26 protein-coding genes, 2 tRNA genes and 2 other RNA genes are annotated in these 26864 nt (G+C 56.8%); 16 read left to right on the forward strand and 14 right to left on the reverse strand.

The genetic code is table 11. The features are described from left to right. Nucleotides 1-43: 43 nt before the first annotated feature. The gene (locus H7A77_RS00190; RefSeq protein ID WP_033650224.1) at nt 44-628 is read right to left on the reverse strand and encodes a thymidine kinase; all 585 of its coding nucleotides are present in this window, start codon (nt 626-628) and stop codon (nt 44-46) included. Nucleotides 629-1331: 703 nt separating this feature from the next. Between H7A77_RS00190 and hns the strand changes: the two genes are divergently transcribed. Further along, nucleotides 1332-1739: a histone-like nucleoid-structuring protein H-NS gene (gene hns, locus H7A77_RS00195; protein WP_004932170.1), complete on the forward strand. Its 408-nt coding sequence runs from the start codon at nt 1332-1334 to the stop codon at nt 1737-1739. 188 nt (nt 1740-1927) lie between these two features. Here hns and H7A77_RS00200 read toward each other — a convergent pair whose 3' ends face one another. The 5 genes from H7A77_RS00200 to rssA form a co-directional block, all read right to left on the reverse strand. Next, nucleotides 1928-2938 (reverse strand): NAD-dependent epimerase, encoded by a 1011-nt coding sequence (locus H7A77_RS00200; protein ID WP_033650223.1) that lies wholly within the window; start codon nt 2936-2938, stop codon nt 1928-1930. Between the two features lie 9 nt (nt 2939-2947). Continuing rightward, a complete protein-coding gene (locus tag H7A77_RS00205) occupies nt 2948-4291 on the reverse strand; it encodes a UDP-glucose/GDP-mannose dehydrogenase family protein (protein WP_182073667.1) in 1344 nt (447 codons plus the stop codon). Nucleotides 4292-4334: 43 nt separating this feature from the next. Beyond that, a complete protein-coding gene (gene galU, locus H7A77_RS00210) occupies nt 4335-5252 on the reverse strand; it encodes a UTP--glucose-1-phosphate uridylyltransferase GalU (RefSeq protein WP_033650221.1) in 918 nt (305 codons plus the stop codon). 213 nt (nt 5253-5465) lie between these two features. After that, nucleotides 5466-6479, reverse strand: a complete 1014-nt coding sequence (gene rssB, locus H7A77_RS00215; RefSeq protein ID WP_042784707.1) for a two-component system response regulator RssB — start codon at nt 6477-6479, stop codon at nt 5466-5468. A 103-nt stretch (nt 6480-6582) separates the two neighbouring features. Next, entirely contained in the window at nt 6583-7485 is a 903-nt protein-coding gene (gene rssA / locus H7A77_RS00220) for a patatin-like phospholipase RssA (RefSeq protein WP_182073668.1), read from the reverse strand. A gap of 118 nt (nt 7486-7603) precedes the next feature. Between rssA and H7A77_RS00225 the strand changes: the two genes are divergently transcribed. The 9 genes from H7A77_RS00225 (at nt 7604) to H7A77_RS00265 (ending at nt 11990) form a co-directional block, all read left to right on the forward strand. Beyond that, complete coding sequence (locus tag H7A77_RS00225; protein ID WP_033643306.1) at nt 7604-8068, forward strand: YchJ family protein; 465 nt, start codon at nt 7604-7606, stop codon at nt 8066-8068. A gap of 68 nt (nt 8069-8136) precedes the next feature. Further along, on the forward strand, nt 8137-8985 hold the full coding sequence (purU, locus tag H7A77_RS00230) for a formyltetrahydrofolate deformylase (RefSeq protein ID WP_004932187.1): 849 nt from the start codon (nt 8137-8139) through the stop codon (nt 8983-8985). A 175-nt stretch (nt 8986-9160) separates the two neighbouring features. Then, a tRNA-Tyr gene (locus H7A77_RS00235) sits at nt 9161-9245 on the forward strand. A gap of 189 nt (nt 9246-9434) precedes the next feature. Further along, nucleotides 9435-9519: transfer RNA gene (locus tag H7A77_RS00240), tRNA-Tyr, on the forward strand. Nucleotides 9520-9566: 47 nt separating this feature from the next. Further along, nucleotides 9567-9694: non-coding RNA, RtT sRNA (locus tag H7A77_RS00245), on the forward strand. Between the two features lie 47 nt (nt 9695-9741). Continuing rightward, nucleotides 9742-9869: non-coding RNA, RtT sRNA (locus H7A77_RS00250), on the forward strand. Nucleotides 9870-10062: 193 nt separating this feature from the next. After that, on the forward strand, nt 10063-10635 hold the full coding sequence (locus H7A77_RS00255) for a TIGR00730 family Rossman fold protein (RefSeq protein ID WP_089194848.1): 573 nt from the start codon (nt 10063-10065) through the stop codon (nt 10633-10635). Nucleotides 10636-10737: 102 nt separating this feature from the next. Then, on the forward strand, nt 10738-11544 hold the full coding sequence (xthA, locus tag H7A77_RS00260; protein ID WP_004932192.1) for an exodeoxyribonuclease III: 807 nt from the start codon (nt 10738-10740) through the stop codon (nt 11542-11544). Nucleotides 11545-11588: 44 nt separating this feature from the next. Next, on the forward strand, nt 11589-11990 hold the full coding sequence (locus H7A77_RS00265) for a pyrimidine (deoxy)nucleoside triphosphate diphosphatase (protein ID WP_033650971.1): 402 nt from the start codon (nt 11589-11591) through the stop codon (nt 11988-11990). A gap of 21 nt (nt 11991-12011) precedes the next feature. Here H7A77_RS00265 and H7A77_RS00270 read toward each other — a convergent pair whose 3' ends face one another. The 5 genes from H7A77_RS00270 to H7A77_RS00290 all read right to left on the reverse strand — a co-directional run bounded on the left by H7A77_RS00270 (nt 12012) and on the right by H7A77_RS00290 (nt 17100). After that, on the reverse strand, nt 12012-12308 hold the full coding sequence (locus H7A77_RS00270; protein WP_033643308.1) for a YnjH family protein: 297 nt from the start codon (nt 12306-12308) through the stop codon (nt 12012-12014). After that, nucleotides 12305-14230, reverse strand: a complete 1926-nt coding sequence (locus tag H7A77_RS00275; RefSeq protein WP_164057231.1) for a DNA topoisomerase III — start codon at nt 14228-14230, stop codon at nt 12305-12307. The genes H7A77_RS00270 and H7A77_RS00275 overlap by 4 nt, the downstream gene beginning before the upstream one ends. Continuing rightward, on the reverse strand, nt 14230-15339 hold the full coding sequence (gene mnmH / locus H7A77_RS00280; protein WP_182073669.1) for a tRNA 2-selenouridine(34) synthase MnmH: 1110 nt from the start codon (nt 15337-15339) through the stop codon (nt 14230-14232). Before mnmH ends, H7A77_RS00275 begins: the two co-directional genes overlap by 1 nt. 8 nt (nt 15340-15347) lie before the next feature. Further along, nucleotides 15348-16391: a selenide, water dikinase SelD gene (selD, locus tag H7A77_RS00285; RefSeq protein ID WP_182073670.1), complete on the reverse strand. Its 1044-nt coding sequence runs from the start codon at nt 16389-16391 to the stop codon at nt 15348-15350. 157 nt (nt 16392-16548) lie between these two features. Next, nucleotides 16549-17100 (reverse strand): NAD(P)H nitroreductase, encoded by a 552-nt coding sequence (locus H7A77_RS00290; RefSeq protein WP_004932204.1) that lies wholly within the window; start codon nt 17098-17100, stop codon nt 16549-16551. A 160-nt stretch (nt 17101-17260) separates the two neighbouring features. On the opposite strand from H7A77_RS00290, the gene sppA reads away from it, so the two are divergent. From sppA to H7A77_RS00310, 4 genes are all read left to right on the forward strand, one after another. Next, nucleotides 17261-19117 carry a signal peptide peptidase SppA gene (gene sppA, locus H7A77_RS00295; protein ID WP_033643311.1) on the forward strand — a complete coding sequence of 619 codons (1857 nt, stop codon included), beginning with the start codon at nt 17261-17263 and terminating at the stop codon, nt 19115-19117. Nucleotides 19118-19210: 93 nt separating this feature from the next. Next, complete coding sequence (ansA, locus tag H7A77_RS00300) at nt 19211-20227, forward strand: asparaginase (protein ID WP_033643312.1); 1017 nt, start codon at nt 19211-19213, stop codon at nt 20225-20227. 22 nt (nt 20228-20249) lie between these two features. After that, the gene (gene pncA / locus H7A77_RS00305; protein ID WP_147838022.1) at nt 20250-20882 is read left to right on the forward strand and encodes a bifunctional nicotinamidase/pyrazinamidase; all 633 of its coding nucleotides are present in this window, start codon (nt 20250-20252) and stop codon (nt 20880-20882) included. 233 nt (nt 20883-21115) lie between these two features. After that, nucleotides 21116-22393, forward strand: coding sequence for a glycoside hydrolase family 18 protein (locus H7A77_RS00310; protein ID WP_182073671.1), 1278 nt, complete (start codon nt 21116-21118; stop codon nt 22391-22393). Nucleotides 22394-22438: 45 nt separating this feature from the next. Here H7A77_RS00310 and H7A77_RS00315 read toward each other — a convergent pair whose 3' ends face one another. After that, nucleotides 22439-22711, reverse strand: coding sequence for a YeaC family protein (locus H7A77_RS00315; RefSeq protein ID WP_004932218.1), 273 nt, complete (start codon nt 22709-22711; stop codon nt 22439-22441). 63 nt (nt 22712-22774) lie between these two features. Next, nucleotides 22775-23188: a peptide-methionine (R)-S-oxide reductase MsrB gene (msrB, locus tag H7A77_RS00320; protein ID WP_033643315.1), complete on the reverse strand. Its 414-nt coding sequence runs from the start codon at nt 23186-23188 to the stop codon at nt 22775-22777. 348 nt (nt 23189-23536) lie between these two features. On the opposite strand from msrB, the gene gapA reads away from it, so the two are divergent. Both gapA and H7A77_RS00330 read left to right on the forward strand, forming a co-directional pair. Next, nucleotides 23537-24532, forward strand: a complete 996-nt coding sequence (gene gapA / locus H7A77_RS00325) for a glyceraldehyde-3-phosphate dehydrogenase (protein WP_004932222.1) — start codon at nt 23537-23539, stop codon at nt 24530-24532. A 194-nt stretch (nt 24533-24726) separates the two neighbouring features. Beyond that, the gene (locus tag H7A77_RS00330; RefSeq protein ID WP_182073672.1) at nt 24727-25602 is read left to right on the forward strand and encodes a D-hexose-6-phosphate mutarotase; all 876 of its coding nucleotides are present in this window, start codon (nt 24727-24729) and stop codon (nt 25600-25602) included. Nucleotides 25603-25696: 94 nt separating this feature from the next. On the opposite strand, the gene H7A77_RS00335 is transcribed toward H7A77_RS00330, so the two are convergent. Further along, nucleotides 25697-26461: a MipA/OmpV family protein gene (locus H7A77_RS00335; RefSeq protein WP_304621527.1), complete on the reverse strand. Its 765-nt coding sequence runs from the start codon at nt 26459-26461 to the stop codon at nt 25697-25699. Nucleotides 26462-26864 lie beyond the last annotated feature (403 nt).

The raw sequence follows: 26864 nt of genomic DNA on the forward strand, positions 1-26864 counted from the left end.
CGCCGCCAAAACGCCTCAGCGGGCGCTGGCGGCATTTTCGCCCCTACTCCAGGGAGTGAATCGCCTCTTTATAATGCTTGCGACAGACGGAGACATAGCTCTCGTTACCGCCAATCACCACCTGCTCGCCGGCGTGCATCGCCTTGCCATTCTCATCCAACCGCAACACCATGTTGGCTTTACGCCCGCAGTGACAGATGGTTTTCAATTCCACCAGTTTATCGGCCCAGGCCAGCAAATATTGGCTGCCGGTAAACAACTCGCCGAGAAAATCGGTACGCAAGCCGTAACACAATACGGGAATGTCCAGTTGGTCCACCACATCGCATAATTGCTCAACCTGCGCTTTGGTCAGGAATTGGCTTTCATCCAGCAGCACACAATGCACCGGCTGCTGTTGATGCTCTTGCTGGATCATGGCGTACAGCATCGAGTCGTTGTTATAGAGCTGCGCCTGCGAGGATAAACCAATGCGCGAACTGACTTTACCTACGCCAAAGCGGTGATCGATCTCCGCGGTGAACACCAGCGTGCGCATACCGCGCTCTTGATAGTTATATGAAGACTGTAGCAGCGCGGTGGACTTGCCGGCATTCATCGCAGAGTAATAAAAATAAAGTTGAGCCATGGCCCCGCAACTCCGATGGTATAAGAAATATTCAAAATGTTGATTAGGACGGTAAGTGTACCATAACCCGCCCCCCAGCTCAGCCCAAAGCGAACGAATATTGCGTTCGCCGTAATAATGCGCTTTCAAGCGAAACATATCGTTCTGTCGGCCTGTTCTTTTTACAGCTATTTACAGGATAATGTATGCCTGTCATCACTATTAATTCTTGCTAATGGTTAAGCCCGGTGATTTGCCCATTAATGCCGACTTGCCCATTCCCTCTCGCTGGCGCTGCAGCCGCGGCGGAGCCCCCGTCTATTATACGCGAGCCCAATACCGGGCATTTAATCACCTGCGCCGACGCGCCAAGGTTTACTGACGCAATCTTTACCTATATACCCCTATTGTTTACAATGTCTGGCCTGCCGTGGCGTGATTAAGCCCACAGAACTCATTGTAATATTGATATAAATTACTACGATAACTTATCGATGAAAGCCTTGTGATACGCGCCTTTTAAAGCCTGTCTGCTGAAATTTTGACTTAAGCGTGCCAAGGGTAATAGTTAACAGCCCTTCCTATTATTAGTCGGACTGATCCGATTAACGGTTTTTTTAAAGGTAAATTTGAGTATTCAAGCCAATTTGGCTATTGCAGAAAAGAAAAGAGCACTCTATTATTATCGAGACGCCCCCCACCAATATAATTTGAGACTAGGACAATGAGCGAAGCATTAAAGATTTTGAACAACATCCGCACTCTGCGCGCCCAGGCAAGAGAATGCACACTGGAAACGCTGGAAGAAATGCTCGAGAAACTGGAAGTTGTTGTGAACGAACGTCGCGAAGAAGACAGCCAGGCTCAAGCAGAAATCGAAGAACGCACTCGTAAACTGCAGCAATACCGCGAAATGCTGATTGCTGACGGTATCGATCCAAATGAACTGCTGCAAACCATGGCTGCCAACAAGGCTGCCGGCAAAGCAAAACGTGCAGCACGTCCAGCTAAATACCAATATAAAGACGAAAACGGCGAACTGAAAACCTGGACCGGCCAAGGCCGTACTCCTGCGGTGATTAAGAAAGCAATCGAAGAGCAAGGTAAATCTCTGGATGATTTCCTGCTGTAATAGCGATTCAGTCCGTATCTGAAAGGCTCCCTGCGGGGGGCCTTTTCATTTTTAGAGCGTATAACCCTGATCCCGTCATTCCTCTCTCCTTTTAGTAAATATCCTAATTCGCTTTTGCGCCGTACATGAGATCGCAGCGAAAAAAAAGGGACCCAAAGGCCCCTTCTATCGCATTTATCCGCGTGCAATTATTGAACCTGATAGAATGCCTTATACCAGTCAACAAAGCGCTTCACGCCCTCTTCAACGCTGGTTTCCGGTTTAAAGCCAATGTCACGATAAAGCTCTTCCGTATCCGCGCTGGTATCCATCACATCGCCCGGTTGCATCGGCAGCATATTCTTACGGGCCGTCACCCCCAATGCCTTCTCCAACGCACTGATATATTCCATCAGTTTAACAGGGGTGTTATTGCCGATATTATAAACGTGATACGGCGCTGAACTGGTTGCCGGCGATCCCTGTTCAACGGTCCATGACGGATCCGCCTGCGGAATAACCGCCTGCAACCGCACTATCGCCTCGGCGATGTCATCGATGTAAGTAAAATCTCGGTGCATTTCACCGTGGTTATATACGTCGATGCTCTCCCCGGCCAATATGGCTTTGGTAAACTTGAACAGCGCCATATCCGGGCGCCCCCAGGGACCATATACCGTAAAGAACCGCAGTCCGGTCGTCGGGAGACCGTATAAATGGGAATAGCTGTGTGACATCAGCTCGTTGGCTTTTTTAGTCGCCGCATACAGTGACACCGGATGATCGACAGAATCTTCGGTGGCGAACGGCAGCTTGCGATTCAGGCCATATACCGAGCTGGAAGAGGCGTAAAGTAAATGCTCAACCTTATTATGACGGCAGCCTTCCAAAACGTTTAAATGACCGATCAGGTTAGCATCGGCATAAGCCAACGGATTGACCAGCGAATAACGTACGCCGGCTTGAGCCCCCAAATGAATGACTCGCTGGAACTGATGCTCGGCAAACAATGCCGCCATGCCTTCACGATCGGCCAAATCCAGCTTGATAAAGCGGAATCCCGGCTTATCCGCCAGTCGATCCAGACGGGCCATTTTCAGGCCCACGTCATAATAATCATTCAGGTTATCAATGCCGACAACCTGATGACCGGCGGTCAACAAACGCTCTGCAACGTGATAGCCAATAAACCCTGCGGCGCCTGTAACCAGGAATTTCATGCTCACTCCTTAAATAACCGGTTTAATCGAGGCGCCGCGGCCAATTGCGTAATAGGTAAAGCCGCGATTTTCCAAACGCTCCGGATCGTACAGGTTACGGCCATCGAAGATCACCGGCTGCTTCAACGCGCCCTTGATCACATCGAAGTCCGGCGCGCGGAAGTTCTGCCACTCGGTGCAGATCACCAGCGCATCGGCGCCGTGCAATGCAGCCTCTTTGGTGCCCACCAGCTTCAAATCGTCACGCTGGCCATAGATGCGCTGAACTTCGTTCATCGCCTCCGGATCGTAGGCTTGAACGGTGGCGCCTGCGGCCCACAGCTGTTCCATCAGCACGCGGCTGGAAGCTTCACGCATGTCATCGGTATTCGGCTTGAACGCCAGCCCCCACAGCGCGAAGGTTTTGCCCTTCAGATCGCCGCCGAAGTAGTCGTTGATAAAGCTGTTCAGCTTGTCTTTCTGCTGATAGTTGACCTGCTCTACCGCCTGCAACAGCTTCGGTTGGTAACCGATCTGCTCCGACGTGCGGATCAGCGCCTGGACATCTTTCGGGAAGCAAGAGCCGCCGTAGCCGCAACCCGGGTAGATGAAGTGATAGCCGATGCGTGAGTCGGAACCGATGCCCTGACGCACTTTCTCAATGTCCGCGCCCAGCATTTCCGCCAGGTTGGACATTTCGTTCATAAAACTGATCTTGGTCGCCAGCATGCAGTTAGCGGCATATTTGGTCAGCTCCGCGCTGCGGATATCCATCATGATCATGCGATCGTGATTGCGGTTAAACGGTTCGTACAGCTCGCGAATAGGCTCGATCACATCTTTATTGTCGGTACCGATCACGATGCGCTCAGGACGCATGCAGTCTGCCACCGCCGCGCCTTCCTTCAGGAATTCCGGGTTGGATACCACGTCAAACGGCACGTTGCTGCCGCGTTTCGCCAGCGTTTCAGCCATCACCTGACGCACCTTGTCCGCCGTACCGACCGGCACGGTGGATTTGTCGATCACCACTTTGCGATCGGTCATGTGCTCGGCGATAGTGCGCGCCACCGCGGTGACGTACTTCAGATCGGCGGAACCGTCTTCATCCGGCGGCGTGCCGACGGCGATGAACTGGATAGTCCCGTGCGCCACGCCCGCTTTGGCATCGGTGGTGAAATGCAGACGGCCGGCCTCATAGTTTTGCTGCACCAGCGGCGTCAGACCCGGTTCGAAAATCGGGATATTCCCTTTTTTCAGGTTTTCGACTTTTCGCTCATCAACGTCAATACACATAACGTCATGGCCTACTTCAGCCAGTACGGCGGCCTGCACCAGACCCACATAACCAATACCAAAAACTGTCACTTTCATGTGAAAATCCTAGTTTTTCAAATTAAGACGAAAGATCACTCAATTACTTCTTGTCAGCGGCAACAACCTGTTGCAGCCACTGAGAAAATTCTTTGCCCAGGCTGGCATGGCGCATGCCGTATTCCACGAAGGCCTGCATGTAACCCAGTTTGTTACCGCAGTCATGGCTCACGCCTTTCAGGTGATACGCTTCCACCGTTTCCTGCTGCATCAGCATTTCGATGCTGTCAGTCAGCTGAATTTCGTCGCCGGCGCCCGGAGGCGTTTTCGCCAACAGCGGCCAGATATCGGCGGAGAGGACATAACGACCGACAATCGCCAGGTTGGAAGGCGCTTTCTCCGGAGACGGCTTCTCGACCACGCTGACCATCGGCGCGCTTTCGCCCGGATGCAATTCGACGCCCTTACAGTCGGCTACGCCGTAGTTGCCAACATCTTTATGCGGCACAGGTTCAACCATGATCTGGCTGATGCCGGTGGTTTCGAAGCGCTGCAGCATGTCGTGCAAGTTGTCTTTTTTCGGATCGGCGCTGTATTCGTCAAGGATCACGTCCGGCAATACCACCGCGACCGGCTCATCGCCCACCATCGGGTAGGCGCACATAATCGCGTGCCCCAAGCCTTTGGCATTCCCCTGGCGGACTTGCATCACGGTAACGCCCTTCGGGCAGATTGACTGCACTTCATCGAGCAGTTGACGCTTGACGCGTTTTTCCAGCATCGCTTCCAGTTCGAAACTGGTATCAAAATGGTTTTCGATCGAGTTCTTGGAGGAGTGGGTGACCAGCACAATCTCGTTAATCCCTGCCGCAATGCACTCATTGACGACGTATTGGATCAGCGGTTTATCAACCAGCGGCAACATTTCTTTCGGAATGGCTTTGGTGGCCGGCAACATCCGCGTACCCAAGCCTGCAACCGGGATCACGGCTTTTCTGACTTTGCGATTTACAGCAGGCATTATTTCCTCTCTTAAAGCTGAAGCGCTCATTTTATGAGCTTGGGCTCGATATAAAAAAACCTTCGGAGTATACCAGCTTATGCGCGCCTGGCATTAACCAGAACACAAATAGAAAACATTTAGGACTATTACCCGTTCTGATAATCGGGAGAAAAAATAAACGGTTTAATTACCGATAAGTGAATAGCTTAAGATATCGCCGATCAACGTCCATTATTCGGCGCTGAGCATCAGCCGCAATCGGCCGCCGCTGCCCCATACCTGACATTGCCAGGCCGTACAGCGTTGACTGATCTGGTTCATGTAGGTGGCGCCCAGCGTGCCCAGCGGCACGCCGTTGCTCAGCTGAATTTGATTGTCGCCGGTATTGACGTTGGCATGCAGCCCGGCGGAAACCAGAATCAGGTTTTTATTTTCGGCGTGATAATATCCCAGCAACAACGGGAATTGGCCCTCTAATTTCCCCTGCCGCAATAATTGATTAACCTGCTTTAACAATGCCGACATTTGCGGCAGGCGATGTTGTTGATTAGCCAGATGGTCTTGCAGCAACCCATTAAATAATGCGCGCAACAGCAGCGCCGCCAATACGCCATTATCACCGGCGCGCGTGACGTCCAGGCAATAGAACGCCAGGTCTTTTTCTGACAATGCCGCGATATCCAGCACCAGCCCGGGATTTTCGCCCGTGGTTAACTGGCGATAGTTGATCCGGCAATGCGCAATGGTTTGCTGCACCGGCGGCTGCAATTGCTTAAGCAGTTTGACGGCTTCGGAAGGATTCTTGCTTAGCGCGTCCCAATCCTGAAACAGCTCAACCTCTTCAATCGCCTGGGAGGTAAACATATTGGGGTATAAACACGCCAGCACCGCCTCACGCAGGCGATTGAGATCGGTCAGCGGCTTCAGCAGCACATCTTGTACGCCCAAACGCAGCACCTTGGCGATGTCCGCCATCTTGTCGGTAGCGGAGATCACCAGCACCGGGATCTGCAGCCCCTGCAGACGCAGGTGTTCAACGAATTCGATGCCGCCCATTTCCGGCATCGCGAGATCGCACAGAATCAGATCCGGCTTGAAGTCATCGACGGCACTCAGCGCCTGTAAACCGTTGGTCGCCTCGCCGGTTTCAGCGCCCAGCGAGGTCAGATAACCGACCAGCACGGAACGAAAAACCTGTTCGTCCTCAACGATCAAGATACGCTTGTGAGTGAGTGGTAATGCCATCAGCCGAGCCTCGTCCCTTTCCATAGTGTAATAGTGGCTCAAAAAGGTCACTTATGCTCGTCTGAAACAGACCAACCGCGCATTGCCAACCAAGAACCGAGAATTATCTATTTTTTATCAACGGCAACAACCGATCCAGTTGTTTTTCAACCGCCAGCAACCCCGCCTCGATCGCTTCATCGGCGCGGTGGAAATCCAGCGTTGAGATCTGCGGGCAAAAAGGCTGGATCAAAACGTCCGGCGGATCGCTCGCCATCCGGTTGCGCTTCAGGCGATTTTCCAGCATTTGAATCGATGTGCTCATAATCTCCATCGCCGTCGGCGCCGTCGTCGGTTTGCGCTTGCGCATTCTGCCGACGCGCTCCCGCAGGCGCCCGCGCCAGGTCTCCGCAGGCGTATCGTCCGGGCTTTCGTCCTCGCCGCGTATCGAGAACAGATCCTGCTGCATCAAATGCGCGTCATGCTGCAGATCGACCGCAATGACAATATCGGCGCCCAGCGCCCGGCAGAGCGACACCGGTACCGGATTAACCACTGCGCCGTCCACCAGCCAATAGCCGTCGGCCCACACTGGCGCCAATAGACCTGGCATGCTGCAAGAAGCGCGCACCGCCTGATGAATATCGCCTTCGGTCATCCACAGTTCGCGGCCGGTGCTGAGATTGGTCGTCACTGCGCCGAACTTCAGCGCACATTCGGCAATATCACTAATCTTCAACAGTTGCCCGACGGCATTGAACACCCGATCGCCGCGCAACAAACCGCCGCGCTGCCAGGAAAAATCCATCAGACGGATGACGTCCCAATAGCTGAACGACCGCACCCACTGCTCCATCACCGGCAAACGGTGACTGGCGAATGCCGCCCCCACCAACGCGCCAACAGAGCAGCCGGCAACGATATCGACCTCAATCCCCAGTTTCTTTAACGCATTGATCACGCCGATGTGCGCCCAGCCTTTAGCCGAGCCCGCCCCCAGCGCCAGTCCGATCTTGATTTGCCGCATAGCGCCATCCTCTCGGTAAAAGGTGTTCTCTGCTTTCAGGGTAGATTGTCACTGACGAATATTGTTAGGTAACATATGCGCTAAATTCATTTTCAGCCTCGTTTTCTCAGGAGTTATTTTGCCCGAATCATGCCCATGCGGCAGCGGACTGGCGTATAACGCGTGCTGCGCCCCTTTTATCAGCGGCAGTCAGCCGGCGCCGACGCCCGGCCAACTGATGCGTTCACGCTTCACCGCCTACGTGAATCATAACGTCGACTATCTGATCGCCACCTGGCACCCCGACTGCGGCGCCGAAGCATGGCGCAATGCGATCGTCGACAGTTTCAAAAACACCGAATGGCTGGGCTTGACGATCGTCGAGGAACAAACCGGCCATGAGCCGGACGAAGGCTTCGTCGAATTCATCGCCCGCTTCACCGATGGCGAAAGCGGCGAGCCCCAGGCGATGCATGAGCGCTCACGCTTCCTTCGTCGCGATCAACGTTGGTATTATATCGACGGCAGCAAACCCCAGCCCGGCCGAAATGCGATATGTCCCTGCGGCTCAGGGAAAAAATATAAGAAGTGCTGCGGGCGCTAGCCGGCCGGCGCTTCACGTTAACGCCTGCGCAGACAGGCCGTTCAGTATCAGACAGGATCCTCAAACCCATGCCACACCAAAATGTACAACGAAAAGTGTTACGCACCATCTGCCCGGACGCCAAAGGGCTGATCGCCAAGATCACCAACATCTGTTACAAACACGAGCTCAATATCGTCCAGAATAATGAGTTCGTCGATCACCGCACCGGGCGTTTCTTCATGCGCACCGAGCTGGAAGGCATTTTCAACGACAACACGCTGCTGGCCGATCTGGACAGCGCGCTGCCGGAAGGTTCGCTGCGTGAGTTGCACAGCACCGGACGTCGGCGCATCGTGGTGCTGGTCACCAAAGAGGCGCACTGCCTGGGCGATCTGTTGATGAAAAGCGCCTATGGCGGCCTCGACGTTGAGATCGCCGCCGTAATCGGCAACCACGACACGCTGCAAACGCTGGTGGAGCGTTTCGATATTCCTTTCCATCTGGTGAGCCACGAAGGATTGACGCGCGAACAGCACGACCGCGAAATGACGGCCAAGATCGATCAATATCAGCCGGATTACGTGGTGTTGGCCAAATACATGCGCGTGCTGACGCCGGCCTTCGTGCAACATTATCCGAATCAGGTGATCAACATTCACCATTCGTTCCTGCCGGCGTTTATCGGCGCGCGGCCTTATCACCAGGCCTACGAACGCGGCGTGAAAATCATCGGCGCCACGGCTCACTACGTTAACGACAATCTCGACGAAGGCCCGATCATCATGCAGGACGTAATCCACGTCGATCACACCTATTCCGCCGAGGATATGATGCGCGCCGGCCGCGACGTAGAGAAAAACGTGCTCAGCCGAGCCCTGTATCAGGTGTTGGCGCAGCGCGTCTTCGTCTACGGCAATCGCACCGTTATTCTGTAATCGCTCAATAAATCGGTGCATTTCGTTCAGGGATGCACCGCCAAGAATAAAAAAACGGCAAACGATTCATTTTCTGCATTTCAATGCTTTACACATCCGCTTCATTTGATATGATGCGCCCCGCTTACCGAGACAGCGCTCTCGCAAGCAAGGCCAGTTAAATAGCCATGTATATGGTGGGGTTCCCGAGCGGCCAAAGGGAGCAGACTGTAAATCTGCCGTCACTGACTTCGAAGGTTCGAATCCTTCCCCCACCACCATCTTCTCTTTGTTGATGAACTTGAAGCGAAAGCTGAAATATCATTAAACGCCGAGGGGGAGGATGAGAAGCTTCGACAAGGTTCGAGCCGAGCGCAGCGAGACAACACGCTTTAGCGCGGTAATCCTTAGAAGCACACAATAGGAATTTAGCCCATTCCTTAAAAAATCAGCAAATCCATGAATACCATGGTGGGGTTCCCGAGCGGCCAAAGGGAGCAGACTGTAAATCTGCCGTCACTGACTTCGAAGGTTCGAATCCTTCCCCCACCACCATCCCTTGCAGAAACCCCCAAACCGAATTAAAAGCACATCGCATCCATAATGCTCCGTATTGGGGAGGGATGAGAAGCTTCGACCAAGGTTCGAGTCTCACGCAGTGAGACAACGCGCTTCAGCGCGGCCCGCAGGGTGAGTCGCGCAGCGACGAATCATCCTTCCCCCACCACCATCCCTTACAGAAACTCCCAAACCGAATTAAAAGCACATCGCATCCATAATGCTCCGTATTGGGGAAGGATGAGAAGCTTCGACCAAGGTTCGAGTCTCACGCAGTGAGACAACGCGCTTCAGCGCGGCCCGCAGGGTGAGTCGCGCAGCGACGAATCATCCTTCCCCCACCACCATCTCTTGCAGAAAAATCCAGACCCTACTTAAAACACGTTGCATCCAATGTTCTCGTATCAATGAATCAAGTTATCTCCCCCTTATTTACCGCTTTCATCCAGACGTTTTATTTCTCTCCTCCGCCCGTAACTTGAACTCCGGCCGACAATTCGCTATACCACTGGCTTCTTTAGTGCAGTAAGGAACAGGTGGATGCGAAACAATATTTGCGTTTTTTGTGGCGCCAGCGAAGGCGTCAATCCCGCTTATGCCGAGCAGGCTCGCCAACTGGGGCAATTGCTGGCCGCACAGGGACGCCGTTTAATCTACGGCGGCGGCAAAAAAGGACTGATGGGGATTGTGGCGGACGCGGTGTTGGCGGCGGGCGGTGAAGCTGTCGGCATTATCCCCGAGCGCCTGGTTGAAGCGGAAACGGCGCATCGCGGCCTGACTGAATTGGAAGTGGTGCCAGACATGCATACGCGCAAAGCCCGTATGGCGGCGCTGGCGGACTGTTTTATCGCCCTGCCCGGCGGCATCGGCACGCTGGAAGAGCTGTTTGAAATCTGGACCTGGGGGCAAATCGGGTATCACAACAAACCGGTCGGCCTGCTGAACGTCAACGGTTTCTACCGCCCACTGAGCCAGTTCCTCGAACACGTCGCCGATCAGGGCTTCATGCGCCACGACTATCTCGGTACACTGCACATCAGCGAATCGGCGCAAACGCTGCTGCAACAGTTTGACGACTATCAACCCAAAAATTACGACCGCTGGGCGAAATAAAGCCGGCTGCGCAGTCAGCGGGCTCGCCGCTGTCTGCGTTACATTTCCCGCCAAACTCTGCTACTATCACAGCACATTTTTCTCGTGAAAACGGCACCGCTCATGAAGTTTGTCTCTTTTAATATCAATGGACTGCGCGCGCGTCCGCATCAGCTGGCGGCAATTATCGAACAGCACCAGCCCGACGTGATCGGTCTGCAGGAAACCAAAGTTCACGATGACATGTTCCCATTGGAAGAAGTCAGCCAGCACGGCTATCACGTGTTCTATCACGGGCAAAAAGGCCATTATGGCGTGGCGCTGCTGACCAAAGCGGAGCCCCTGGCCGTGCGCCGCGGCTTCCCGACCGATGAAGAAGACGCGCAGCGTCGCATCATCATGGCCGATCTGGCTACGCCGCAGGGCACGCTGACGGTGATCAACGGCTACTTCCCGCAAGGTGAAAGCCGCGACCACCCGATCAAATTCCCGGCTAAAACACGCTTTTATCAGGATCTGCAAAACTACCTGGAGCAGCAGCTATCGGCGGAATCCCCGGTGCTGATCATGGGCGACATGAATATCAGCCCCAGCGATTACGATATCGGCATCGGCGAAGACAACCGCAAACGCTGGCTGCGCACCGGTAAATGCTCCTTCCTGCCGGAAGAGCGTGAATGGATGGACCGCCTGCTGAACTGGGGCCTGGTCGATACCTACCGCCACGCCAACCCGGGGCGCAACGACGAGTTTTCGTGGTTCGACTACCGCTCCAAAGGGTTCGACGACAACCGCGGCCTGCGTATCGATCTGCTGCTGGCCAGCACCCCGCTGGCTTCGCGCTGCATCGCCACCGGCATCGATTACCAAACCCGCGGCATGGAGAAACCTTCCGACCATGCGCCGGTCTGGGCGGAATTTACGCTGTAACCCCATCACCCCGGCGTCCGCCGGGGTTTTACTCTGTGAAGCCAATGAAAATTATCGACGTGGTAGCCGCCATTCTGGAAAAAAATGGCCGCATTTTGCTGGCCCAGCGCGGCGCAGACAGCGATCAGGCCGGTCTGTGGGAGTTTCCCGGCGGCAAAGTTGAGCCGGGTGAAAGCCAACCGCAGGCGCTGGCGCGCGAACTGGATGAAGAATTGGGGATTTGCGCCCGTATCGGCAACTATGTGGGCAGCAATCAGTGGCAGCAAGGCGAACGCCTCATCCGGCTGCACGCCTGGCGAGTCGCGGAGTTCTCCGGTGAATTGCAGCTGCATTGTCACTCAGCGCTGGTGTGGGTCACGCCGCAACAGGCGCAGGAATATACCCTGGCCCCGGCCGACGTTCCACTGCTGGCGGACTATATCGCCGCGCAAGGCGATGCACGCTGAGCGCGGCGATAGGTTACATGGTCACTTCTTCAATCGCACCCAAATCAAGGGGTTGGTGCCGATGGTGTTAGGCTCACGCACGCACTGCAGCACTTCTCCTTCGACTTTGAGCACCGCGCCTTCGGAATAGTTTTGATTCTGGTAGACGCAACAGCGGTTGCAGGGTTGCGCCGGTGGCGAATTGGCGCCGTTTTTCGCCGTGCCCCAAATCTCCGGCGAAACCGGCAACACCACGTCCACATCGCCCCGGTTGGCAGCCGCCAGGCCGCAGTACGCCAGGGCAGCGGCAGCCAGCACCCCATTGAGTCCGTGCTTCATTCACTCTTCTCCTGCGCCTTACCGGCGCTTTTCCTGCGTTTTTTGCCTCCGCTGGAAGGCGGCGGCGGCAACCCACGAAACGCCATGCTCGCCCGGCTCTGCTTAGCCTGATAAATCAGCTCTTGCAGCGTGCCGACCAACGGCTGCATAAAGTCCTGATAACGGCAGGATTTCTCGCTGATTTGCGTCAGCGTTGCCTCCCAGTTGGCCGTCATATCAGGACGCGCAGCAAGATCCGGCAGCGAGTGAATCAACGCGCGCCCGGTTTCGCTGGAGTGAATATAGCGTCCCTTCTTGTACAGAAACGCCCGTTTGAACAGCAATTCGATGATCCCCGCTCGCGTCGCTTCCGTACCTAAACCATCGGTCGCCCGCAGGATTTTCTTTAGCGCTTTATCTTGTACGAAGCGCGCGATGCCGGTCATGGCCGACAACAGACTGGCGTCGGTAAACGGCCGCGGGGGCTGCGTCTGGCGCTCCACCACCTCACCGAGCTCACACAGCAGCTCATCATCTTTAGCCACCACCGGCAGCGGTGCGCCTTCGTTTTCTTCGTCGCGTTCCTTGCTCCCCAGCAGCGTACGCCAACCGGCTTCCGCCAGGAAACGCGCCTTGGCGATAAATTTGCCGCCGGCGATATCCAGCTCAATCACGCATTTGCGGAATACCGCATCCGGACAAAACTGCATCAGATACTGGCGCGCCACCAGCCCATACACGTTCCGTTCATCCTGCGTCAGATTAATCTTGCCGGCACGGGCGGTGGGAATGATAGCGTGGTGCGCATCGACTTTTTTATCGTCCCAGCAACGGTTGCGGCGATCGCTGTCAATCACCGGCTGCGGATACAGCTCAGGCTGGTGCACGCTGATGGCGTTCAGCACCGCGTGACGGCCGGCGAAATGTTCTTCCGGCAGGTAGCGGCAGTCGGAACGCGGATAGGTGATTAATTTATGGGTTTCGTACAACCGCTGGCAAACGTCCAGCACCTGTTGGGCGCTGAGGTTATAACGCCGGGCCGCTTCGATTTGCAGCGTGGAGAGCGAAAACGGCAGCGGCGCGGTATCTGATTCCCGCTTATCGTTATAGGACGTGACCAGCGCCGGCTGGCCCTCGATGCGCTTGACCACGTGCTCCGCCAACGGCCGGTGCAGCAAGCGCCCCTCTTCGTCCTGATAAGGCTCGCACGACTCGCTGGGCTGCCACAGCGCCACGAAACGCTCTTCTTTAGGCGTAACGATGTGCGCCTTGACCTCAAAGAAGTCTTTCGGCACGAAGTTTTCGATCTCTTCATCGCGCCGCACCACCAACCCCAGCACCGGCGTCTGCACCCTGCCCACCGACAACACGCCGTCATAACCGGCGTTGCGGCCCAGCAGCGTATAAGCGCGGGTCATATTGATGCCGTACAGCCAGTCGGCGCGTGAGCGCGCAAGGGCGGACACGCACAGCGGGATGAAGTCACGGTTGTCGCGCAGGCGTTCAACCGCGCGTTCCACCGCCTGCGGGTTGAGATCGTTGATCAGACAGCGGCGCACGTTCTGGCGTTTTTCCGGCGTCAGATCCAGGTAGTCCAGCACCTCATCCACCAGCAGTTGCCCTTCGCGATCCGGGTCGCCGGCGTGAACCACTTCATCGGCTTCAAGCAGCAACTTTTTAATGGCGTTGAGCTGTTTACTGACCGACGGCCGCGGCTGCAACCGCCATTTTTCAGGAATGATCGGCAGATCCGCCAACGACCAGCGCGCATAGCGGCTGTCATAAGCGTCAGGCTGAGCCTGCTCCAACAGGTGGCCGACGCACCAGGTCACCACATCGTTGTTGCCGCAGGCGATATACCCGTCGCCGCGGCGATGCGGCTTGGGCAATACGTCGGCAATGGCGCGCGCCAAACTCGGTTTCTCGGCTATGAACAGTCGCATTATTCACCGTTTTTCTGGCTGAACGTCATCAAGAATTCTCTTACTTCTGCATAGTTCCCACGGAAGACAATCCGCTGGGCTTTCTTTTCCAACTGATAGCAATACATCGGATCGTAGTACTGCTGCAACAGGGGCGCCAGCCACTCGCGGTGCGCCTCGCCCTGGCCGCTGAGCCGCTGTGTCCGCAGCGCCGCTTCCAGTCGTTGCGTCAGCTGCTGGAAGCGTTCCAGCCCCAGGCGGCGGCGTATGGCGTACAGGCCGTGGTGCAGATAGTCGTCGTACTGTCGCCAGCCCTCTTCCATGCCATAGGCCTGTTCGAACTGTTCGCGCATGCCGTCGATATATTCCGCCTGCAAACGCGCCAGGCGAATGTCGAACGGATCGTCGATCACCGCCACCGGCGCCTGCTGCATCCCATTGAACAACGGCAGCGGCAAATTGTTGCTGCCGATGATCCGCCCTTCGTCTTCCAGCACCCAACGGCGGCTGCCACCATGCTGTTTTTTCAGCAATAACACAGCCAGACGATTCTCAAAATCGATCTGCGAGCTCTGGCCCGCCAGCGTTCGACCAAAAGATGAACCGCGATGGCGCGCCGCACCTTCCAGATCGACGCCGTCGGCCAGTTCGTTGACCAGCAACGTCTTGCCGCTGCCGGTATTGCCGCCCACCAGGACCATCGGCAATGCTGCGCTTTGCGCCAGCACGCCGAGCAAATAATTGCGCAGCGCCTTATAACCGCCAATGATACGCGGGTACTCGACGCCGGCCTCATGCAGCCATTGCTGCACCAGCTGCGAGCGCAGACCGCCGCGGAAGCAATAGAGATAGCCTTCGGGCCGCTGCGCACAGGCCGCCAGCCAGGCGGCGGTGCGCTGTTCGCGCAGTTTGCCGTTCACCAGACTGTGGCCGAGCGCTATCGCCGCTTGCTGCCCATGCTGTTTATAGCAGGTGCCCACCGCCTGCCGCTCGCTGTCGATCATCAGCGGCAGGTTCAGCGCCTGAGCGAAGGCGCCCTGCTGAAACTCGATCGGCGCGCGCACGTCAATCAGCGCCACGTCCTGCAGGAAAATGCGTTGGTAATTGTCGCTGTCCGGCCTTCCTTGCATGTTGGACACTACACGACCTCGATCAGCGGCTTATCGGCCGATGCCACATGCAGCTCGCCGATGGCGTTGAGCGTAATGCCATGCTGTTCGGCAATCGCCAGCACCTGCGCTTCCGCCTCCGGCAATACCGCCAACAGCAAACCGCCGGAGGTCTGAGGATCGCACAGCAACTGGCGCTGCAGATCGCTCATCTCGCCCACCAGATGGCCATAGCTGTCGAAGTTGCGCCCGGTACCGCCCGGCACGCAGCCCTCGGCAATATACGCCTCGACGTCCGGCAGCTTCGGCACCCGATCGAACCAGACCGTCGCCTGCAGGCCGGAGCCCTGACATACCTCGCTCAGGTGGCCCAGCAGGCCAAAACCGGTGATGTCGGTCATCGCCGTGACGCCCGCCACCTCGGCAAAGTCGGCGCCCGGCTTGTTAAGGCGGCACATCACGTCCGTCGCCAGCCCCTGATGCTCAGGGCGCAGCTTGCTTTGCTTCTCGGCGGTCGTCAGCACGCCGATGCCCAGCGGCTTGGTCAGATAGAGTTTAGCCCCGGCCTGCGCGGCGCTGTTCTTCTTCACCCGCTCGGTATTGACCACGCCGGTGACCGCCAGGCCGAAGATAGGTTCAGGCGTATCGATGGAGTGGCCGCCGGCCAGCGCGATCCCCGCCTGCTGGCAGGCGAAACGCCCGCCGTCGATCACCTGCTGCGCCACCTCCGGCGGCAGTTTGGCGATCGGCCAGCCGAGAATGGCGATCGCCATGATCGGTTTGCCGCCCATGGCGTACACGTCGCTGATGGCGTTGGCGGCGGCGATGCGGCCGAAATCGAACGGATCGTCGACGATCGGCATGAAGAAGTCGGTGGTGCTGATAATGCCGACGCCGTTGCCGATGTCATACACCGCGGCGTCGTCGCGGGTTTCATTGCCGACCAGCAGACGCGGATCGACAAATTTCTCCCGCTCGCTGTGCAGGATGGTTTCGAGAACTTTCGGTGAGATTTTGCAGCCGCAGCCAGCGCCATGGCTGTACTGGGTTAAACGGATCGCTGGCGATGTCATAGTCCACTCCCTTCGATAACGGCACTCAAGATAACATAGGGTAGCGCTTGCCGAGGGGATTGATAAGAGCGGGCCGCCGATAAGCGAACGGCCTGCTCAGAAACCATGCAATTTTGCGGGGTTTGGCGCATTTTCGCCGCGCCCCGTCGGATAATACTTAGAAATAGCTGACGAAAGGCGTGCTGTCCGGCGGCGTCACTTTAGTGGCGGCCTTCAGCTGCGGCGTGCCCAGATAGAGGAAACCGACGATCTCGTCCTGCTCGCGGCAACCGAAGGCTTCACGCACCAGCGCATGCTCGGTCCAGGCGCCGGTGCGCCAGATGCCGTTAAAACCCTGCGCCAGCGCCGCCATCTGCATCGCCTGCACGGCGCAACCGGCGGAAACCACTTGCTCCCAGCGCGGCACCTTGGTCTCTTCAGTGCAATGCGCGATGACGGTGATGATCAGCGGTGCGCGGAACGGCGCCTTGGTGGCTTTTTCGATCGCCGCTTCATCCAACTGATCCTGCTTCGCCGCCGCCTGCAGCAGCTGACTGAAGCGCTCCAGGCCCTGATTCTCGATCATCACGAAACGCCACGGCTGCAGCGCGCCGTGATCGGGCGCACGCAGGCCCGCGTTGATGATGTTTTGGCGCACTTCCCCCGCCGGCGCCGGTTCCGCCAGGCGCGAAGCCGAGCGACGATTCAATAAAAGATCCAGAGCATCCATCGTAAACTCCTGATAACAATTTTCATTCCGGCCACGTTAACATAGCTAAACGGCGAGTTACAGCCTCGGCGATAGCGTCTGTGTGCCACGATTTAAAGCTGACATTTACCCGGCCGCTCATTAGGATAGCGGAACATTCTCGACTCTTGTTGGAGAGCACATGCGCACATTGTGGCAAATTATTGCCGGCATTTTCCGGTGGACATGGCGTCTGCTGAATTTTATCAGGGAACTGATCCTTAACCTGTTCCTGGTCCTGCTGATCCTGGTTGGGGTCGGCATCTATCTGTCCTTCCAAAGTTCCTCCACCTCGACGGCCCCGGCGCGCGGCGCGCTGTTGGTCGATTTAAGCGGCGTGGTGGTCGATCAGCCTTCGGTAAACAACCGGGTGCGGCAATGGGGGCGTGAACTGTTGGGCGCCTCCAGCAGCCGCCTGCAGGAGAACTCGCTGTTCGACGTGGTGGACAGCATCCGCAAGGCCAAAGACGACAAAAACATTACCGGCATGGTGTTGCAGCTGAATGACTTCGCCGGCGCCGATCAGCCGTCGCTGCGCTATATCGGCAAAGCGCTGCGCGAGTTCCGCGACAGCGGCAAACCGATCTTCGCCATCGGCGACAGTTACAATCAAACGCAATACTACCTGGCCAGCTACGCCAACAAGGTCTACCTCTCGCCGCAGGGCGCGGTCGATCTGCACGGTTTCGCCACCAACAACCTGTATTACAAGTCGTTGCTGGACATGCTCAAGGTCACCACCAATATCTTCCGCGTCGGCACCTATAAATCGGCGGTCGAACCGCTGATCCGCGACGACATGTCCCCGGCGGCGCGCGAAGCGGACAGCCGCTGGATTGGCGGTCTGTGGCAGAACTATCTGGAAACCGTGGCGGCCAACCGGCAGCTGACGCCGCAGCAGCTGTTCCCCGGCGCCGCCGGCGTGCTGAGCGGCCTGCAGGCGGCAGGCGGCGACACCGCCCGCTATGCGCTGGACAATAAGCTGGTGGACGAGCTGGCGTCGCGCACCGCGATCGAAAATCAGCTGGTCAAAACCTTCGGCTGGGACAAACAGGCGAACGATTTCAACGCCATCAGCATCTACGACTACCAGCCGAAGCCGGACGCCAACCAGGGCGGCAAGATCGCCGTGGTGTTCGCCAACGGCGCCATCATGGACGGCCCGCAGACGCCGGGCAACGTCGGGGGCGACACCACCGCCGCCGAGCTGCGTCAGGCCCGTTTGGATCCGGCCGTCAAAGCCGTGGTGTTCCGCGTCAACAGCCCTGGCGGCAGCGTCAGCGCGTCCGAAGTGATCCGCTCCGAGCTGGCCGCCGTGCGCGCCGCCGGCAAACCGGTGGTGGTGTCGATGGGCGGCATGGCCGCGTCGGGCGGTTACTGGGTCTCGACGCCGGCCGACTACATCATCGCCAGCCCGAGCACGCTGACCGGCTCCATCGGTATTTTCGGCATCATCAATACCTACGAGAAAACCCTGGATACGCTGGGCGTGCACACCGACGGCGTGGCGACATCGCCGCTGGCCGATATCGCGGTCACCAAGGCGTTGCCGCAGGAGTTCTCGCAGATGATGCAGCTGAATATCGAAAACGGGTATAAGAACTTCCTCGATCTGGTCGCCAAATCACGCAAGATGACCCCGCAGCAGGTTGACCAAATCGCGCAGGGCCACGTGTGGCTCGGCAGCGACGCCAAGGCCAACGGCCTGGTCGATCAGTTGGGCGATTTCGACGATGCGGTGAAGAAAGCCGCTGAGCTGGCGAAACTGCAACAGTGGCAGCTCGACTGGTTCGTCGACACTCCGAGCCTGAGCGATATGGTGCTCAGCCAGTTCGGCGTTTCCATTCACGCCATGCTGCCGGCGGCGATTCAGGCCATGCTGCCTGCCCCGCTGGCCTCGGTCGCCAATGCGGTGAAAGAGCAGCCGGGTTTGTTCAATAACTTGAACGATCCGCAGAACCGTTACGCGATCTGTCTGACCTGCGGAGAAGTCCGCTAACAAATAATTCTGCAGCCCGGCCTCCGCCGGGCTTTTTTTCTGCCGCCATGTCCCTATAATTCAGCCCATCTTATCTTTGTTAAAATCATAACCATGCAAAAGAAATCCATTTACGTCGCCTACACCGGCGGCACCATCGGCATGCAGCGTTCCGAGCACGGCTATATTCCGGTTTCCGGCCACCTGCAGCGTCAGCTGGCGCTGATGCCGGAATTCCATCGGCCAGAGATGCCGGATTTCACCATTCATGAATACGCGCCGCTCATCGATTCCTCGGATATGACGCCGGAAGACTGGCAGCACATCGCCGACGACATCAAACAGAACTACGATCGCTACGACGGCTTCGTGATCCTGCACGGCACCGATACCATGGCGTTCACCGCCTCGGCGCTCTCCTTCATGCTGGAGAACCTGGCCAAACCGGTGATCGTCACCGGCTCGCAGATTCCGCTGGCGGAGCTGCGCTCCGATGGCCAAACCAATCTGCTGAATGCACTGTACCTGGCGGCCAACCATCCGGTGAACGAAGTCAGCCTGTTCTTCAACAACAAGCTGTTCCGCGGCAACCGCACCACCAAAGCGCACGCCGACGGCTTCGATGCTTTCGCTTCACCCAACCTGCCGCCGCTGCTGGAAGCCGGTATCCACATTCGTCGCCAGCACGGCATCGACAGCCCGGTTTGCAACGGCGCGCTGCAGGTACATGACATCACGCCGCAACCGATCGGCGTCGTCACCATCTATCCGGGCATTTCCGGCGCGGTGGTGCGCAACTTCCTGCTGCAACCGGTCAAGGCGCTGATCTTACGCTCCTACGGCGTCGGCAACGCGCCTCAGAAGGCCGAGCTGATCGACGAGTTGCGTGCGGCTTCCGAACGCGGCATCGTAGTGGTCAACCTGACGCAGTGCATCTCCGGGCGCGTCAATATGGAAGGCTACGCCACCGGCAACGCGCTGGCGCACGCCGGGGTGATCAGCGGTTTCGACATGACGGTGGAAGCCGCTCTGACCAAGCTGCACTATCTGTTGAGCCAGCCGCTGACGCCGGAACAAATCCGCGCCCTGATGCAGCAAGATCTGCGCGGCGAGCTGAGCATCAACGGTTAACCTACCGATCTTTGGAGCGGCGATGAAAACGGCCCTGTTGTTGATCGATCTGCAAAATGATTTCTGCCCCGGCGGCGCGCTGGCGGTCACGGAGGGCGACGCCGTCATCCCGGTCGCCAATCAGGCGATCGCCGCCTGCCTGGCGCGCGGCGAACCGGTGGTGGCCAGCCAGGACTGGCATCCCGCCAATCACCGCAGCTTTGCGGTGAACTCCGATGCGCAAGTCGGCACCCTCGGTGAACTGGAAGGTTTGCCGCAGGTGTGGTGGCCGGTGCACTGCGTGCAAGGGAGCCTCGGCGCCGATTTTCATCCTCAACTGCAGCGGCAACACATCAATGCCGTCTTTCGCAAAGGACAGGATACGGACATCGACAGCTATAGCGCGTTCTTCGATAACGGCCACCGGGCGCAGACCGAACTGCACGGCTGGCTGCAATCGCAGGGCATTCAGCGGCTGGCGATCATGGGCCTGGCAACCGACTATTGCGTGAAGTTCAGCGTGCTGGATGCGCTGGCTGCCGGCTATCCGACGCAGGTGATCGTCGACGGCTGCCGCGGCGTGAATCTGCAGCCGGACGACAGTGAGCGGGCGCTGCAGGAGATGGCGCGCGCCGGCGCGCAGCTAGTTACCCTGTCACAATTTCTCACCAATTAAATCCTGCCGGGCGCTATCGGCGCCCTCTCTGGGCGGCGGCGAAAATATCGACGCCGCTCACAATGCTGTTCTTCTTCTCCTCCAGCCGCTTGTGACCGGCAGGCGCTTTTGCTGTTATGGCAGCGACGCTTTTGGCGTCAAACGGTTATACGCATCCGGGGCCCGCTGAGCCCGGCTTTATTGTGACCGCTACTGGCGGTACGGTCGGCCTTGCCGATCCCAAGGAGACAAACATGAAAATAACCCGAAAACTGCTGCCTTTGCTGGCAGCGGTGCAGTTGGCTATCGCCGGTATCGGCGCGGCTCAGGCGGCCTATCTCTCCGTCGGCTACTTCAACGGCGGCGGCGACGTCACCGCCGGCCCCGGTGGTGACATCGACAAGCTGGACGTGACGCAAATCACCCACCTCAACTATTCGTTTGGCCTGATCTACAACGACGAGAAAGACGAAACCAATGCGGCGCTGAAAGACCCCGCTCGCCGCCACCAGATCTACCTGTCGCCGAAAGTCACGGCCGATCTGCAACGTCTGCCGGTGCTGCGCAAACAGAACCCCGAGCTGAAAGTGCTGTTGTCGGTCGGAGGCTGGGGCGCACGCGGTTTCTCCGGCGCCGCCGCCACCGCGGAAAACCGGGCGATTTTCATTCGCTCCGCGTTGCAGGTGATCGAGCAGTACCGGCTGGATGGGATCGATCTGGACTGGGAATACCCGGTAAACGGCGCCTGGGGTTTGGTGGAAAGCCAACCGGCAGACCGCGACAACTTCACCCTGCTGCTGAAAGAGCTTCACCAGGCGCTGGGTAAAGGCAAACTGTTGACCATCGCCGTTGGCGCCAACGTCAAAAGCCCACGTGAATGGGTCGATGTGAAAAATATTGCGCCCTACCTCAATTACATCAATCTGATGACCTACGACATGGCTTACGGCACGCAGTACTTCAATGCCAACCTGTACGATTCAACGCGTTGGCCAACCGTAGCCGCCGCCGATCGCTACAGCGCCGATAACGTAGTAAAGCATTATCTGGCCGCCGGTCTGAAACCGGCGCAGATGAACCTGGGCATCGGTTTCTACGGCCGGGTGCCGAAACGGGCGACCGAGGCGAGCATCGACTGGGACAAGCCGGACGCCGCCAAGCATCCGGTGACGCAGCCTTACTTCAGCGCGCGAGAAATCGCCCTGTTCCGCACGCTGGGATTGGATCTCAGCAAAGACACTTATTTTAAATACCGCGATATCGTCAACAAATTGCTCAACGATCCGCAGCAGCGTTTCCGCGAGCACTGGGATGACGACGCCAAAGTGCCATACCTGACGCTGCAATCCGCCGAGGGCAAGCCGCTGTTCGCCATCTCGTACGAGAACCCGCGTTCGGTGGCCATCAAGGCCGATTACATCAAAAGCCAGGGATTGGGCGGTGCGATGTTCTGGGAATACGGCGCAGACGACAATAACCGGCTGGCGCAGCAGCTGGCGGAATCGCTGGGCATAAAGGGCGAGAAACGTTGAATCGACGGGGCGATGGCGACATCGCCCCGCTTTAGGGGTGGAGCCTTACTGCGGCTTGAGTTTCACCAGCGGCTCGGCAACGAACTGCTGCTTCAGCTCTTGTTTGCTCTTCATCACGATCTGCCCGTCGGTGCCGATGCTCATATGCTGCGGATCGACGTTGTTCATCGACTGCCACAGCATCACCGCCTGCAGGCTGTTTTCCTTTTGCTCCGGCGTCAGCGCCACGCCGTCCGGCCATTTGCCCAGTTCAACCGCCTGCACCAGGCGTTGGTATATCTCGGGCGTCATCGCCGCAATCAGATCTTTCACGTCCATCAGGGCCCTTCTCGCTTACGGAAGAATAATTAGCTGAATCGATTTTGTTGGTTAAATTACCGCTTAACCGGCCGTTTGATCGCCATTTTCGCCATCGGTGAAACTCAGCGAGGCGGAATTGACGCAGTAACGGTCACCGGTCGGCTGCGGGCCATCGGGGAATACATGCCCCAGGTGCGCGTCGCAGTGGCCACAGCGGATTTCAACACGATGCATATTATGTGAATTATCATCAAGATAACGGATTGCATCGGCGGAAACCGGCTCGTAAAAGCTGGGCCAGCCGCAGCCGGAATCGTATTTGGTTTCGGAATAGAACAGCGGCTGGTTACAGCACAGACAATGGTACACGCCCTCACGCTTGTTATGCAGCAATTTGCCGCTAAACGGCGCTTCGGTGCCACGCTGTTGCGTGACATAACGTTGGATTTCATTCAGTTCCGTGACCGGATGAGCGGGGGTTGTCTCTTTAGCCATTTGTGCTTATCTCTGAATGTGGATAATGTCAACGAAAACAATGATTAATAATAACAAAAAATTAACACCGCTGCAGGGGTTTTTGGCCTAAACTGTAGCCCATAAAGGCCACGTCACGATGATATGTGATAGCGATCACACATCTTGCGTATGCTGACTTTATACTTGGCGGCTTGTCCCCATATAACGGATGAGGCCGAGCGCAAATGGACTGTGCAATAAGCGTGCAAAACCACCCTTCCGGTTTGACTTGCCGCAAGTATTGACACGATTCCGCTTGACGCTGGGTAAGGTTTTTGTAATTTTACAACCAACCTTTTATTCACTAACAAATAGCTGGTGGAATATATGACTATCAAAGTAGGTATCAACGGTTTTGGCCGTATCGGTCGCATTGTTTTCCGTGCTGCTCAAGAGCGTTCTGACATCGAGATCGTTGCAATCAACGACCTGTTGGACGCAGAGTACATGGCTTACATGCTGAAGTATGACTCTACTCACGGCCGTTTCAACGGTACGGTAGAAGTTAAAGACGGCCACCTGGTTGTTAACGGCAAAACCATCCGTGTTACCGCAGAGAAAGACCCGGCTAACCTGAAGTGGAACGAAGTGGGCGTTGATGTGGTTGCTGAAGCGACCGGTATCTTCCTGACCGACGAAACCGCGCGTAAACACATCACCGCCGGCGCTAAAAAAGTGGTTCTGACTGGCCCATCCAAAGATGCGACCCCAATGTTCGTTCGCGGCGCCAACTTTGACAAATATGCCGGCCAGGACATCGTTTCCAACGCCTCTTGCACCACCAACTGCCTGGCGCCGCTGGCTAAAGTCATCAACGACAACTTCGGTATCGTTGAAGGCCTGATGACCACCGTTCACGCGACCACCGCTACTCAGAAAACCGTTGATGGCCCGTCTCACAAAGACTGGCGCGGCGGCCGCGGCGCATCCCAGAACATCATCCCTTCTTCTACCGGCGCAGCGAAAGCGGTTGGCGTGGTTCTGCCAGAGCTGAAAGGCAAACTGACCGGCATGGCGTTCCGCGTACCGACCCCTAACGTGTCCGTTGTTGACCTGACCGTGCGTCTGGAAAAAGCGGCTACCTACGAAGAAATCAAGAAAGCCATCAAAGACGCCGCTGAAGGCTCTATGAAAGGCGTTCTGGGCTATGTTGAAGACGACGTGGTTTCCACCGACTTCAACGGCGAAGTGCTGACTTCCGTGTTCGATGCCAAAGCCGGTATCGCACTGAACGACAACTTCGTGAAACTGGTTTCCTGGTACGACAACGAAACCGGCTACTCCAACAAGGTTCTGGATCTGATCGCTCACATCTCCAAGTAATGGCATGATGTTAAGCTGATAATGAGGGCGACATTTTTTTGTCGCCCTTTTTTTACCCGTCATCTTTCGAGTCACAGCGTTGTTCGCTGCACACACTCACCTCAGTCACTGTCTAAGCATGCGCCTGAGGGCCTGGTTGTGACCCGAAAGCTAATAGGGTCCATTTCTATTTCCGGCAAACAATAGGTTATGAAATGAACGAGAAAATTTTCACCCTGCCCGTTTCCGAACAGATTTCTCCTTATATCAGCCAGCGCCAACTCGATGAGCTGGGCGTGGTGGTCGTGTCGCACCCGAAAGTGCGCGCGGCGGTCGCGCTACAGGGTGCGCATTTGCTAGCCTGGCAGCCTAGCGGTGAGCAGCCGGTAATTTGGCTCAGCAACAACACGCCTTTCGCCAAAGGCAAGGCCATCCGTGGCGGCGTGCCGATCTGCTGGCCGTGGTTCGGCCCGGTGGCGCAACCCTCCCACGGGTTCGCCCGCAACCAGCCCTGGAGCCTGACGGCGCACGATGAAGATGACAACGGCGTCATCCTGACCTTTACGCTGAAAGACAATGAGCAGACCCGCAAGCTGTGGCCGCACGCCTTCACGCTGATTGCTCGCTTCAAGCTGGGTGAAGAGTGCGAGATCGAACTGGAATCGCACGGCGATTATCAAGCCACGGCGGCGCTGCACAGCTACTTCCAGGTTGGCGATATCGATCGGGTCAGCGTGGCGGGCCTGGGCGAACCTTATATTGATAAGGTGGCGGGCGGCGTCGAAGCGCGTCAGACGGGCGACGTGACCTTCGTCGGCCAAACCGACCGCGTCTATACCCATCCGGAGGCCTTCAGCCTGATCCGCGATCCGGCGCTCGCACGCACCATCGAGGTTCATCACCATCATATGAGCGACGTTATCGCCTGGAACCCCGGCGTAGAGCTGTCCTGCAGCATGGGAGACATGCCGAACGACGGTTACAAGACCATGGTCTGCGTTGAGACTGGGCGCGTCAGCAAACCGCTGGTCGCCGCCGGCGAACAACCCGCCCGTTTGGGTGTGACCTTCCGCAGCCGTAAAAAGGCCTGAAACCCCGTGCGCGCCAGCGCACTACGGATGTGCAAAAGGGGCGCTCGCGCCCCTTTTTGATGCACGCCATGCACGCTTATCGTGCAATGCGCGATTAGAAGGTGTAGCTCACACCTGTCATCAGCAAACCGGTGTAAGATTTATCCACCATCGGGCTGTCTTTCACTTCATCCGACAACTTCACATAGCGGCCGAGGAAGAAGGCGTTCCAGCTCTTGTTGATCTGGTAATTGGCGCTCAGCTCGATATACGGCGCCCAGCTATCGCTCGGGGTGTAGCTGTCCAGACCGCTGCGGCGCGATTCATTGGCGCTGACGCCATAGTAATATTTGTTCTGGTTTTTGCTGTTCCACATCACGCCTACGCCCGGAACCAGCGTCAACGCGTCCAGATCAAACTTGTACAGATAAGCCACATCGCCCACCAGCCCGTTGCTGTAGTTCAGCGTGTCGCCGGTGAAGGTGGTGCGAATGGTGCCCCACTCTGCGTTGTGTGAATAGGCCAGGCCGGCCATCAGCGTGCCGCGACGCTTGTCGAGACGCTTCATGCGATCGTCGTCGCTGTCGCCCGGACGGTAGCCCCATGGCGTGTAATACCCCATGATGCTCAGCTGATTTTCTTGATCTTTCCACAGGTAGTAACCGGCGGTCAGAGTACGGAAGTAGAAGTCGTCACCTTCATAGTCGATGACGGGCACCGGATAAACGCGATCCTGATAACCGCGATACGGGTCCGGGCTAACCAGCGCGGCAGCACCCAGTGACCAGGTTCCCGCCTGGGCACTTTGCGCACAAACCATTGCGAAAGCGATAATTGCTAGCGTTTTGAGTTTTGAAATCTTCACTGGTTCTTTTTCCATAAATTACAGGGTTAATAGCCGCAATAGTTTATGTGAAAATTTAGTTACGCGCCTAATCTTTACAATAGAAAACGACCAAGATCGAATAACTTATAGGGGAATTATGAATTAATCATGGCGAAACGATGACGATTCATGCCGCAGGCCGCGCCAGACAAGGCATTTGGTTATCCCGGCAATAACTGAGTCATTGATATGACTTAAAAAAAGCTTTTTCTACGGCAGGAAATTTTCCGGCAAGCAAACTAAGCTTAAATCAGAAGGTGAATTTATCCTGGGCCCAGTGGCATACAGCGCAACTCGCGATAATAAGCGCACCAAGTTGGCATACGGGTTGCTGTACTCAGGCGTATTCTCATCTTTCGGGAGCCAGAACACTATCACACGCTCTCTTTAACCTGTG

The sequence above is a fragment of the Serratia sp. ME47 genome (assembly GCF_903970925.1).
Taxonomy (GTDB): domain Bacteria; phylum Pseudomonadota; class Gammaproteobacteria; order Enterobacterales; family Enterobacteriaceae; genus Serratia; species Serratia ureilytica.